Source organism: Psychrobacter sp. S4(2024), from assembly GCF_036861305.1.
GTDB lineage: Bacteria > Pseudomonadota > Gammaproteobacteria > Pseudomonadales > Moraxellaceae > Psychrobacter > Psychrobacter cryohalolentis.
Genome location: NZ_JAZAQR010000002.1, coordinates 537,675 through 550,046 on the forward strand (window position 1 = coordinate 537,675; position 12,372 = coordinate 550,046).

Below are 12,372 nucleotides of genomic sequence, written 5' to 3' on the forward strand. Positions count from 1 at the left end.
CAATAAATATGCCACGGTTAAAAAAGCTATAAGCTAACGTCCTGTAGCGGATAATCGATAGTGGTCATAATCTGTTTGCTTGTCACCCTACTTTGGATATCTGCACTCTGACCAAAATACGCTTGTAAGCGCTGCGCTTGAATATGAAAATCCATATGTTGGCGCAAATCATGATGGATCATTAAACTATTTTTAGGTAATTGCACGTTAATGGTGATTGCCACACGGTGCTGTAGCCACGTGACATGAATATCGATATATACAGTTTCAGTGCTCCTCTCAACCACATTCAGCAGCATTTTTTCAATCACGCTCTGTAAACTCAAAGCGGTGATGACCATGTCATACATGGTATTTTCATCAGGCAGCTGCCAACTTACTACCAACTTGTCTGCCAATCGAATCGCCTCAATGGCCAAATAATGCTCACAAAGTGCCACCTCTTCTGCAAAACTGATCTCGCGCGCGCCATTAAAGCTGGCACGAAATAATACTGAAACGTGTTGTAATAAATCGGCAGCGCGAGAAGGATTGGTCTCAATCAGTGACATCAAGGTATTGATGGTATTAAAAAAGAAATGCGGTGCCAGACGCGCTTTTAATACATCATTTTGGGCGGCAAGCTTTTTTTCAAAAGATTGCTTCAACGCCATCATCTCACGATAACGACGTAAAAAGATCAGCAATCCTGTAATGGTAAATCCTGCAATAATTAAAGTATTAAAGATAACGGTTGAAATAAAAGCAGTGAGAGTAAAGGTAAAGGCGCCTGTATTGATCATCAATAACAGAACCAATATCAACGTGATAATGGCACTGATAGTAATGATGAACAGAACATATAAGCTCACCTTCAATGTACGCATACGTTTAAAAACAGGGCGTAGATAGTCAATGAGATAAAAGGAAGGCAGTAGTGTTAAGGTGGTTTGGATAAATCTTGCCGTCATTTTTATGGCAAATTGTGTTTCATTGACAACGCTATGACGATCGACAATCGCTAAAAAAAGCGACCAAAAAAAGATTGCCAGCAGCCATTGCCAAGGTTTCATGATTTCCATGAGCTTGGGTATAAAAAACTCTAAGCGCTCCGCTAGTAAGGCAACCTCATCATTTGCTATACTTGAGTTCTTATTCTCTTGACTTGTCTTAGACTGATATGAACGCCAATTCTTCAAACCTTAGTAATCCTGATTCAAATAAAAATTCATCTGCTTCTGAGTTTAGCACAGATGCTTCAATAACAAACGCTGCCGCACAGAACAGCCCTACTACTAGTAGTCAGGGTCAGCAGATGTGGGGAGGACGCTTTAGTGAAGCGACCGACAGCTTTGTGGCAGCCTTTACCGCATCGGTTGGTTTTGACCAGCGCTTTGCCCGCCACGATATTCAAGGCTCAATTGCCCATGCGACCATGCTCAGAGAATGCGGTATCTTGGAAGCTGATGACGTTGCAACGATCATTGATGGATTGCATCAAGTGCTACGCGAAATCGAAGCCGGTGAGTTTAATTGGTCGATTGCGTTAGAGGACGTGCATATGAACGTCGAATCGCGCCTGACCGATATCGTCGGCGCGGTAGGCAAAAAGCTGCATACCGGTCGCAGCCGTAATGACCAAGTGGCGACTGATATTCGTCTTTGGTTACGCGAAGAGACTGATAATATCATTGCGCTATTGGTGCGCTTGCAAAGTGGCTTGCTAGATTTGGCTGAGCAACATACTGATACCATCATGCCAGGCTTCACCCATTTGCAAACCGCGCAGCCGGTCAGCTTTGGTCATCATGTCATGGCATGGTTTGAGATGCTATACCGTGATACCGAGCGCCTAGTCGATGCCCGTCGTCGCATTAACCAAATGCCGCTTGGTAGCGCGGCACTTGCTGGTACGACTTTTCCAATTGACCGTACCATTACCGCTGAGCTATTAGGTTTCGAAGGTATTTGCCAAAACTCGCTAGATGCCGTATCAGATCGTGATTTTGCCATCGAGTTTACTTCGGCAGCATCTATTTTAATGATGCATATGTCACGCATGAGCGAAGAGATTATTCTTTGGATGTCAGCACAATTTAACTTTGTTCAGATTCCTGACCGCTTTTGTACCGGCTCATCTATCATGCCGCAAAAGAAAAACCCTGATGTACCAGAGTTGGTTCGTGGTAAAGCCGCACGAGTATTTGGTCAATTAATGACGCTACTTAGCCTCATGAAAAGCCAGCCGCTTGCTTATAATAAAGACAATCAAGAAGACAAAGAACCGCTATTTGATTGTGTTGATACCTTGACCGGTTCATTATTAGCATTTGCTGATATGCTACCAAATATCACGCCGAATAAAGAAAATATGCGCGCCGCCACGATGAAAGGTTATGCAACTGCAACTGATTTAGCGGATTATCTGGTGCGCCGTGGCGTAGCGTTCCGTGATGCTCATGAAGTGGTCGGTAATGCCGTCGCTTTGGGCATTGCTGAGGGCGTTGATTTAAGCGACTTATCTCTTGCGCAACTCCAGCAGTTTAGCGATGCGATTGGTGAAGACGTGTTTGAGTATTTAACCTTAGAAGGCTCACTTGCCGCGCGTGATCATTTGGGCGGTACTGCGCCGAATCAAGTCAAACAAGCCGTCAGCCGTGGTCGTACTCGATTGGAATTATTCGCTTAATATCTGTTTAATAGTATTAGCGCTTTATTATTAAAAATACCCGCCTTTGTTGCGGGTGTTTTTTTGAGCATAATCAGGTACAGTATTAGGTAATATTATTTATTATCAACCTCATTAAAAAAACCATTATAAACAGGAGTCATTCATGACCGAAACCTTTAACCCACAAGCCAATACCGTTTTTTGCCGCAAATATCAGCAAGAGTTACCAAAAATGCCGCATCCGCCTTTTCCGAATAAAAAAGGTCAAGAACTGCAAGAAACCGTGTCTGAAAAGGCTTGGAAAGAGTGGCTTGAGCAGCAAACCATGCTGATTAACGAAAACCATCTTAGTATGCTAGATCCAAAAGCGAAGCAATTTTTGACTGAGCAGCGTGATAAATTTTTAGATAATGAAGATTATGAGCGTGCTCAGGGCTGGACACCAGAAAGTTAATATTGAAACGATACTAACAAATCGGTAAATGACTAGGACTTGTCGTCGAAATTTGATAGTATTAAGAAGATTCACAACACTGACAGACTCGGGGTGCGATATATATTGACTGCTTAATATGCAGTTGACGTATGGTCGCTGAGAAACCACCCGCCGAACCTGATGCGGTTAGTACCGACGCAGGGAAGTCTTAAGCTTATGTTATATCTGTATAAAGGGCGCGCAGAAATGCCTTTTTATTATTGTTCATATCTAGCAGCGCTTTATATTGCTGTATGCCAATAAATAAAACGATGCCCACCAATCCTTTATAGATAAGCTATCAAAATAAATTTTGATAGCATTATTGTTTCGTGATTGAATTTATCGATATGGGATAGGCTTGCCCCGCAGATACTGGCGGTGTTGATTTTATTCAAAAACCAACACGCTAGGACAGCATATGACTATTTCAGATATTGGCTCGCAAGCCACTACGCATACCCCTGTAAAAGCAAGCAAAGCAGACGCACTAAAAACTCCCGCCCATCGCAGCGAAACTGACGCCCGTTTTGAAGAAGACGCACGCGACCTACATCGCATTTTGCCTGCCTCTCGCAAAGTCTATATCGAAGGCTCACGCCCTGATATTCAAGTGCCGATGCGCGAGATTACCCTTGACCCTACTCCTATCCAAGGCGTGTCCGAGTCCGAGTGGGAGCAAAATCCACCGTTTTATGTCTATGACACCTCAGGCGTCTATACCGACCCCAATGCCGCAATTGACTTGACCAAAGGTCTGCCAAAACTACGCGAAGGTTGGATAGATGAGCGCGGTGATACCGAACAGCTAGCTGGTTTATCAAGCTCATACGGTCTGGCGCGCGCACGTGATATCAGTACTGCAAACTTACGCTTTGCTCATATTGACAAGCCTCGCCGTGCTAAAGCTGTTGATGGGAAAGTAGGTAACGTTACTCAATTGCACTATGCTCGCCGTGGCATTATTACCCCAGAAATGGAATATATAGCTATCCGCGAAACCCAAAAACAGCATGAGCTGACTGATATGCGCCAGCACGAAGGCGAGACTTTTGGTGCGCACACGCCAGCGATTATCACCCCAGAATTTGTACGCAGTGAAGTTGCCGCGGGTCGCGCTATTATCCCGAACAATATCAATCATCCTGAATCTGAGCCGATGATCATCGGGCGTAACTTTTTGGTGAAAATTAATGCCAATATCGGTAACTCAGCGCTGGGTTCTTCTATCGATGAAGAAGTCTCGAAAATGACATGGGCGACGCGTTGGGGTGCGGATAACATCATGGATCTGTCTACTGGTAACCATATTCATGAAACCCGTGAATGGCTGATTCGTAATTCACCTGTACCGATTGGTACGGTGCCGATTTATCAAGCATTAGAAAAAGTCGATGGCGTAGCCGAAGATTTAACGTGGGAGATATTTCGCGATACCCTTATCGAGCAAGCCGAGCAAGGCGTTGATTACTTCACTATTCACGCTGGCGTATTGCTTGAATACGTTCCGCTAACTGCTGGACGCTTAACCGGTATCGTCTCGCGTGGTGGCTCTATCATGGCACAGTGGTGCATGTTTCATAATAAAGAAAGCTTTTTATATACTCATTTTGAAGACATCTGCGAGATTATGAAACAGTATGATGTGGCATTTAGTTTGGGCGATGGCTTACGTCCGGGCTGCTTGCAAGATGCCAATGATGAAGCGCAGTTTGGTGAGCTGCGTACCCTTGGCGAGCTGACGCAAGTGGCATGGAAGCATGACGTACAGGTCATGATTGAAGGTCCGGGACACGTAGCGATGAACCGTATTAAAGAGAATATGGATTTGCAGCTTGAAGTTTGTGCTGATGCGCCCTTTTATACACTAGGACCCTTAACCACCGATATCGCACCGGGTTATGACCATATCACTAGTGCGATAGGCGCGGCGATGATTGGCTGGTTTGGCACCGCCATGCTGTGTTATGTCACCCCAAAAGAGCATTTGGGTCTGCCGAATAAAAAGGATGTCAAAGACGGCATCATCACTTATAAAATCGCAGCCCATGCCGCCGACCTTGCCAAAGGTCATCCGGGCGCACAAGCTCGTGATAACGCCTTATCAAAAGCCCGTTTTGAATTCCGCTGGGATGATCAATTTAATCTGGCGCTCGACCCTGATACCGCGCGCGAATTTCATGATGAAACCTTACCCAAAGATGCACACAAGACGGCACACTTTTGCTCCATGTGTGGTCCAAAGTTTTGTTCAATGAAAATCACTCAGAATGTCCGTGAGTATGCCAAAGGACTAAATGCCAAATAAACTGACAGAAAAATCTCACAAAGAAGCTCGGCAGTTATATAAAAAAGTATAGAAATACAACGCTAACAACTATTGTTCAAGTATAAAAAAAGCCCCTGCACATAACAGGGGCTTTTTTTATACTAATAGATGAATGCTTTAAACTTAAAATTTCAAATTAGACTCTAAAAGTTAAATTTTAGAAGCCTGATAAATCTCATCAATCGAAGTATTAATAGTATCAGCAAACTCTTGATCGCTTTGCTGCTTGCTCAAGCCTTCAGTAAAGGCACGCGAGAAGCTAGCAATCATACCCGGATTTTGCTTCAATTTTGCGCAGGCATCCGTGCGACTATAACCACCCGATAATGCCACGACTTTCAATACTTTCGGATGATCAATCAGTTCTTGATAAAATCCGGCTTCTTCAGGCAAGGTCAGCTTGAGCATCACTTGTTGCTCATCATTTAAGCGCTCAAGATTATGCAAAATACTGGTTTTAAGAATCAGCTCACAATCATGCTTTTTCTCACTATTGATATCAATTTCTGGCTCAACGATCGGCATTAGACCCTTTGATAGGATTTGCTTTGCTACGTCAAACTGCTGTTGGACAACTAACTCAATGCCATCAACACTTGGCTCATAAATCACGGAGCGCATTTTAGTACCAAATACTGGATAGTTTTTTGCTTTGTCCAATAATAGATCTAGATTTGGCATCGGGCGCATGACTTGCACGCCATTCATACGCTCTGCTAAGCCTTTATCCACCTTTAAAAACGGGACGATTTGCTTGTCTTCCCATAAATAGTTGGCAGTGGGCTTACCATTGACCGCGCGCTCCATAGTATCTTCAAACAAAATCGCGCCAAGTACCCGCTCATTATCAAAGCAGTCGCACGTCATGATACGCGCTCGCATCTCATGCACTTGGTCAAACATGGCTTCGTCATTGTCATAGGCATCGCCCATAACTCCATAATTCTCTAACGCTTTTGGCGTGCTGCCACCACTTTGGTCAAGGGCTGCGATAAATCCTGAACCATTTTTGATACGTTGTAGCTGTTTGTTATATTGGTTTTGATATTCCATGGAAAGAGCATCCTATTTTATTTATTGAGGTCAAGTGTCACAAATGATATTTTTAGCTGATATTAGTTTAACTGTTCGTAGATAACCTTACCATAGGATGCTATATGTGCCTATAACTGAACGGCAAAAGCATTTATAAAATTGTTGTTATACCTATATTACGCCAAAAATATCTACGCCAAAAACAAGACTGCGACACAGAAAATCGCCAATAATAAACCCAATATATTAATACGGTTGAGTGATTCTTTAAATACTCCAACGCCTATAAGAGTAGCAACAGCAATCACACCAACGTTCATCCCAGTAAAGACGATACTTGGCGATTCTGACAATACTTGATGAGCGCGAATATAAGCATAAATATTACCCATATTTAGCGCACCAAGTAATATCCCTGCTGCAAGTGCATTGCCCTGCCAGCGTACGCGCATGATGAGCAGATAAATCAACAATAGCAGACCTGCCAACCCAAAACTGACAAAGAGTGTCAGTGGAAAGGCAGCACCTTGCTTGGCAACTTGTTTAAATAGAATATCAATAACGCCATAGCCTGCCCAGACGCCAAACAACCATAGCGGTGTATGTTTGGCTTGTTTGCTAATCTCACCCTGCTGCGGACGATAAATCAGCGCCCCGAGCGCCAAAAACCCAAGCAATAAGCCAAAAACGCGTATGCCTGTCAATACTTCACCAAATAATAAAAAAGCGGCGACAATAGGAATGATCAAGGACAGTCGCTGAGCGGCATCAGTAGCTACCATGCCAACCGCTTCAATCGCGCGCCCGAGTATAATAAATACCGCAGGCAGTAGTACACCAAGAGCGATAATAATGGTCCATGCTCCACCAAGGTCACTCATGCCACTGACATCTGGCTTCAATAAAAACCAAGTCAATAAAAAGGCGACCGGATAACCGGCAACGATGGTTTGACGAATATCAATATCACGTTGGCGTAATATTTTAAGTAATACAGAGACGGCAACGCTACACAGCACTGCTATCGTTAAATACATCATAACTCTTTACCTTAGTCATCCATTATATCGAGGGCATATATCAGTGTTAATTTAAAAGGAGAGAAAATTATAGAAGGTAACAATATAGCTCATATCCAGCAAGCCATTTATTTTGACGGGTCATAAGATATGCAAATTAGTGTCTGTTGCGTTCAAATTACAATTAGCCTGTAAGCGTGAGGGTTAAGATTTGCTAAAATAGCACACTACTTACTCACTTATATAATGGCTCAAGATAGCGTCTATTCACGCTTATCTTGACGTATTGCTATTGCCTATGAACGCTCTATTTCGCTTTTTTGAAAATCGCCTGCCGGCCTTCCCTGAAACTCCAATGCCGCTACCCTCACCTCGCGATGGTATGCTAAAGTTTCTGTGGGCGTGCACCAATGGTTTACGCGGCTGGCTACTGCTGTTTATGATTTTGTCAGCCGGTATTGGTATTTACGAAGCCATGCTCTTTGCTTGGATTGGTAATATTGTTGACTGGCTTGGGGTTTATACCCCGCAAAATCTGTGGCTAGAAAAAGGCGACATGCTGCTGCTCATGCTGGCGGTGATGATTGTCAGCCCATTGTGGATTGCTTTGTCTTCATTCGTCCATTTTCAAACCTTGCAAGGGGTATTCCCCATGCAGATGCGCTGGCGTTTTCATCAGCGCATGCTTGGACAATCCATGCAGTTTTATCAAGATGAATTCTCCGGGCGCGTTTCTGCTAAAGTGATGCAAACGGCATTGGCAGTACGTGATACTGTTATGACAGTTACTGACATGTTTATGTATGTCGCGGTCTATTTTATCACTTCAGGTATCATTCTCTTCAATCTTGATAGCTTGCTACTGATCCCCTTTATCGCGTGGTTTGTATTAGTTTGGCTTGCGATGTGGTATTTCATACCTAAACTCAAACAAACGGCTATTGTACAAGCAGATGCTCGCGCCTTGATGACGGGGCGCATTACTGATGCCTACGCCAATATTATGACCGTCAAGCTGTTTAGTCACTCGCGCCGTGAGCTCAGTTACGCCAAAAACGCCATGGGGCAGTTTTTGGGTACCGTCCATGCACAAATGCGCTGGGTCAGCTATCTTGAGTTTTCAACGCATTTGATTAGTGTTGTTTTGGTCAGTAGTACTGCCAGTATTGGCTTGTATTTATGGCAACAAGAAGCCATTGGTGTCGGTGCTATTGCTGCTGCAACTGCTATGGCGCTACGCTTGAATGGTTTAACGCGTTGGATTATGTGGCAGACGGCAAGTTTGTTTGAAAGTATCGGTACGGTACAGGACGGTATGCGTACCTTATCTGCACCGCAAACCATCATTGACAAACCCCATGCACCAGCTTTAAAAGTCACAGAAGGGCGTATCGTCTTCGATCATGTCGACTTCAGTTATGAGAATGACAGCGATGATGCAGACAATAATGATGGTGGAAATTTAAACGACGGCAACCTATCAGCCACGTCTACTATCAAACTTCTCGATAATTTTTACTTGGACATCAAACCCGGCGAAAAAATCGGTCTGGTTGGACGTTCAGGTGCCGGCAAATCCACCTTGGTCAATCTACTCTTACGCTTCTTTGATGTCGATAAAGGTAAAATCCTCATTGATGGTCAAGCGATTGATGAGGTGACCCAAGAGTCCTTACGTCAGCAAATCGGCATGGTGACCCAAGATACCTCTTTATTACATCGTACCGTACGCGAAAATATTGCTTATGGTCGTCCTGATGCTACTGACGAGCAGATTATCATCGCAGCAAAACAAGCTCAGGCATGGGACTTTATCAAAGATTTATATGATGATAAAGGCAACATGGGGCTGGATACTCAAGTTGGTGAACGCGGCGTCAAACTTTCGGGTGGGCAGCGTCAACGTATTGCCATCTCACGTGTTATGCTAAAAAACGCGCCTATTCTACTGTTAGATGAAGCCACCAGTGCGCTCGATTCTGAGATCGAATTTGCAATTACTGAAAGCCTGAACGATATTATGACTGGCAAGACAGTTATTGCCATCGCCCATCGCTTATCAACCATTGCCGCTCTTGATAGACTGGTTGTGATGGATAAAGGTCAAATTATTGAGCAAGGCAGCCATGATGAACTATTGAATCTACATGGTATCTATGCACGATTATGGCATCGCCAAAGCGGCGGCTTCTTAGGTGAAGACAGTTAATTAAAAGCATTTTACTAAGAGCAACTTCTCACAGGGACGTGTTTATTTTATGGAAGCTTATACAAATCGCATCAACCTTGCTGGCAGACAGGCTCGCTATTATGACTTACAGCAACTAGGCTCAGCCAATCAAACTGATTACAAGCGTGCGCCTGCCCATTTTTATGGGGGTAACAGCTTTACCGTTGGTACCTATACACCATTGTTAAATGAGCTGGCTGCCAGCTTTGAGCTGAGTTCATTGGCATTACGCGGCTATTGGTACGATAAACCGCAAGCACGCCGCCTAACGCGTGAGCAAGATGCTGAGATGCTGATTGAGTTTTTAGAAAAAACCCAAGATAAACCAGTTGTTGGTATTGGACACTCGCAGGGCGCAACTGCTACTGCAATAGCGGCGGCTCAGCGTCCAGAGCTTTTCTCAGAGCTCTATCTTATCGAGCCTGTTACCTTTACCAAAAAACAAGCAAGAATATATAATCTGTTGCCGCGGCAGTTTTTACTAAGCCAAGAACCCTTTAAAAGTACAGTAACTAAGCAAACCACTTGGGCAAGTATTCAGGAATACTTCGAGCACTTGCGGGAGCAGCGGGCATATCAACGTATTAGTGATATAAACCTAAAAACCTTTGCTACACAAAGCCTGAGCACTAACAATGACGGTAGCTATACTCTGCTATTCTCACCAGAACAAGAGTTAGCTAATTATTTTGGTGCCCCTCATATTGATGCCGCACTCAAGAAATTAAGCTGCCCTTACACTTTGATTACTGGCAAACCTACTTTATTTATTAATCCAAAAGTACGTAAACAATGGCACAAATTTGTTCCTGATAGCAGTATTATTTCCTTACCAGAATATGGACATTTATTACCCATGGAGGCGCCAGAAATCTGCGCTCAAATTATTAATGAGCATTATCAGAGCAATAAATAAGCTGACCTATGACTGACATTTTTGCGCCCAAGCTGACTGACAACCTTTTGCCTTATGACGGTCTGGTAAATGATTTAGGTATTGTGATCGATTATCCCAGCCCTTTATTTTATAACTTGGTGACTGAGTTACCTTGGCAAGAAGATATCGTTACTTTATTTGGCAAGACACATATCACAACGCGTCAAATCGTTTGGATGGGTGATAGCGATATTGATTATCAGTACTCTGGTCATACGCGTCAAACCATACCTTGGACAGATACTGTGTTTCATGTGAAACATCATATCGAACAGAAATTATTAGATCTTGGAATTGATGCCAATTTTAATTCCTGTTTACTCAACTATTATCCTTCTGGTGAGGATGGTATGGGCTATCATGCCGATGATGAACGAGAGCTTGGTGAGCAACCAGTTATTGCTTCATTATCTCTTGGTGCTACGCGTAAATTTGTCTTTAAGCATAAAAAAACTCAAGATAAAGTTGAGCTTTATCTTGAGTCAGGTCAGCTAATTGTCATGCATGGTGATACCCAAAGCTTTTGGAAGCACAGTATTACCAAGACTAAAAAGGTAACCACAGGACGCATTAGCCTAACCTTTCGGCAAATATATCCAAATAATCGAAGCTAACCATTAGCTAAATCTATTATCCAATCAACCTCGGCTCAACTGACTTTCAATACCAATTTACCAAAAGCATCGCCTTTTTGCAGCTCATGATGGGCGATAACGACTTCTGACAATGGATAAGTCTTTTGCAAACGTAAAGTTAGCTGACCATCTGCCACTAGCTGTAGTACTCGTGCCATATCCTCGCCATTACGCTGAGCCGCATAACCTTCAACGCTTAGATTTTTTTGACTGCCTGCTTCTTTGAGTTTATCTACCCAAATTGTTGGTAGTACATATACACGTCCAGACTCTTTGACAACGTCTAGCGCCCTTACACCCGCTTCATCACCGACCAAATCCAATAAGACGTCGGCTTGCAGCTCAGGAAACGGACCATTTTTGGTGTAATCAATCCAGCCTGTAAGCTGGCTAGTATCTATCAGGCTATCCAGTTTTTTATACTTTTCTGCTGAGCAAATAAGCGTAACTTTGATATTATGTTTAGCGATTTTTTTCATCAAAAGCTGTATCAATAGATGACCAACACCGCCTGCTGGGGCATTCATCACTACATGCTCGCCCTCTTTGATATCAGCAAACTCAACAAATTGTAGCGCCGTTTGTCCGATACAAGGTAATGCGCCTGCCTGCTCTAAGGTGACAGCTTCAGGTACACGTGCCAGCATTTTAGCATCAACAGCGACATATTCAGCATAGCATCCACCGTTAAAAGTTAATGCTGCGACTTTATCACCAACAGCAAATTTCGTACTTTGACTTTCAACTACTGTGCCTGACATATCAAAACCCAAAATCGCTGGTTGATTATGATCAAACTTATCTTTTTGGATATTGGTGGCGCCCCAGCCTTTACCTTGACGAGTTTTATAATCGACTGGATTGATGCCGGCATAAGCAACTTTTACCAGCACTTGATCATCTGTCAAATCAGGTACGGCAATATCATCTTGGTATATCATGACTTCAGGTTCACCAAACTCACGTATGAGTACGGCATTTTGAGTCATTGGTATGCTTTTATCAGACATTGTATATCATCCTTGTTTATTTTAGTTTAGCGTTCTTTATTCTATTAATAAT

Annotated in this window: 10 protein-coding genes and 1 riboswitch; of the genes, 6 read left to right on the plus strand and 4 right to left on the minus strand. The window is 43.3% G+C overall.

The window, feature by feature from the left end:
- Nucleotides 1–26: 26 nt before the first annotated feature.
- Nucleotides 27–1,178 carry a sensor histidine kinase gene (locus tag VLA57_RS07195; RefSeq protein WP_201530571.1) on the minus strand — a complete coding sequence of 384 codons (1,152 nt, stop codon included), beginning with the start codon at nucleotides 1,176–1,178 and terminating at the stop codon, nucleotides 27–29.
- A gap of 116 nt (nucleotides 1,179–1,294) precedes the next feature.
- On the opposite strand from VLA57_RS07195, the gene argH reads away from it, so the two are divergent.
- The 3 genes from argH (at nucleotide 1,295) to thiC (ending at nucleotide 5,433) form a co-directional block, all read left to right on the plus strand.
- Nucleotides 1,295–2,668 (plus strand): argininosuccinate lyase, encoded by a 1,374-nt coding sequence (gene argH, locus VLA57_RS07200; RefSeq protein WP_011512470.1) that lies wholly within the window; start codon nucleotides 1,295–1,297, stop codon nucleotides 2,666–2,668.
- Nucleotides 2,669–2,813: 145 nt separating this feature from the next.
- On the plus strand, nucleotides 2,814–3,104 hold the full coding sequence (locus VLA57_RS07205; RefSeq protein WP_011512469.1) for an oxidative damage protection protein: 291 nt from the start codon (nucleotides 2,814–2,816) through the stop codon (nucleotides 3,102–3,104).
- Nucleotides 3,105–3,183: 79 nt separating this feature from the next.
- Nucleotides 3,184–3,307, plus strand: a riboswitch (TPP riboswitch).
- 239 nt (nucleotides 3,308–3,546) lie between these two features.
- Entirely contained in the window at nucleotides 3,547–5,433 is a 1,887-nt protein-coding gene (thiC, locus tag VLA57_RS07210) for a phosphomethylpyrimidine synthase ThiC (RefSeq protein ID WP_133103960.1), read from the plus strand.
- Between the two features lie 171 nt (nucleotides 5,434–5,604).
- Here thiC and VLA57_RS07215 read toward each other — a convergent pair whose 3' ends face one another.
- Entirely contained in the window at nucleotides 5,605–6,507 is a 903-nt protein-coding gene (locus VLA57_RS07215) for a fructose bisphosphate aldolase (protein ID WP_133103961.1), read from the minus strand.
- Nucleotides 6,508–6,680: 173 nt separating this feature from the next.
- Entirely contained in the window at nucleotides 6,681–7,529 is an 849-nt protein-coding gene (locus VLA57_RS07220) for an EamA/RhaT family transporter (RefSeq protein WP_133103962.1), read from the minus strand.
- 277 nt (nucleotides 7,530–7,806) lie between these two features.
- Between VLA57_RS07220 and VLA57_RS07225 the strand changes: the two genes are divergently transcribed.
- From VLA57_RS07225 to VLA57_RS07235, 3 genes are read left to right on the plus strand one after another with little or no spacing between them, the layout of a single operon-like run.
- Nucleotides 7,807–9,717: an ABC transporter ATP-binding protein gene (locus VLA57_RS07225; RefSeq protein WP_333954726.1), complete on the plus strand. Its 1,911-nt coding sequence runs from the start codon at nucleotides 7,807–7,809 to the stop codon at nucleotides 9,715–9,717.
- 49 nt (nucleotides 9,718–9,766) lie between these two features.
- Nucleotides 9,767–10,654, plus strand: coding sequence for an alpha/beta fold hydrolase (locus tag VLA57_RS07230; RefSeq protein ID WP_333954727.1), 888 nt, complete (start codon nucleotides 9,767–9,769; stop codon nucleotides 10,652–10,654).
- An 8-nt stretch (nucleotides 10,655–10,662) separates the two neighbouring features.
- A complete protein-coding gene (locus VLA57_RS07235; protein WP_011512463.1) occupies nucleotides 10,663–11,289 on the plus strand; it encodes an alpha-ketoglutarate-dependent dioxygenase AlkB family protein in 627 nt (208 codons plus the stop codon).
- Between the two features lie 35 nt (nucleotides 11,290–11,324).
- Here VLA57_RS07235 and VLA57_RS07240 read toward each other — a convergent pair whose 3' ends face one another.
- Nucleotides 11,325–12,320, minus strand: coding sequence for an NADP-dependent oxidoreductase (locus VLA57_RS07240; RefSeq protein ID WP_201530575.1), 996 nt, complete (start codon nucleotides 12,318–12,320; stop codon nucleotides 11,325–11,327).
- Nucleotides 12,321–12,372 lie beyond the last annotated feature (52 nt).

Excerpts from the sequence above, each read along its gene's own strand:
- argH (WP_011512470.1), top strand. The coding sequence starts at position 1,295 with ATGTGGGGAGGACGCTTTAGTGAAGCGACCGACAGCTTTGTGGCAGCC.
- VLA57_RS07205 (WP_011512469.1), top strand. The coding sequence starts at position 2,814 with ATGACCGAAACCTTTAACCCACAAGCCAATACCGTTTTTTGCCGCAAA.
- thiC (WP_133103960.1), top strand. The coding sequence starts at position 3,547 with ATGACTATTTCAGATATTGGCTCGCAAGCCACTACGCATACCCCTGTA.
- VLA57_RS07215 (WP_133103961.1), bottom strand. The coding sequence starts at position 6,507 with ATGGAATATCAAAACCAATATAACAAACAGCTACAACGTATCAAAAAT.
- VLA57_RS07220 (WP_133103962.1), bottom strand. The coding sequence starts at position 7,529 with ATGATGTATTTAACGATAGCAGTGCTGTGTAGCGTTGCCGTCTCTGTA.
- VLA57_RS07225 (WP_333954726.1), top strand. The coding sequence starts at position 7,807 with ATGAACGCTCTATTTCGCTTTTTTGAAAATCGCCTGCCGGCCTTCCCT.
- VLA57_RS07230 (WP_333954727.1), top strand. The coding sequence starts at position 9,767 with ATGGAAGCTTATACAAATCGCATCAACCTTGCTGGCAGACAGGCTCGC.
- VLA57_RS07235 (WP_011512463.1), top strand. The coding sequence starts at position 10,663 with ATGACTGACATTTTTGCGCCCAAGCTGACTGACAACCTTTTGCCTTAT.
- VLA57_RS07240 (WP_201530575.1), bottom strand. The coding sequence starts at position 12,320 with ATGTCTGATAAAAGCATACCAATGACTCAAAATGCCGTACTCATACGT.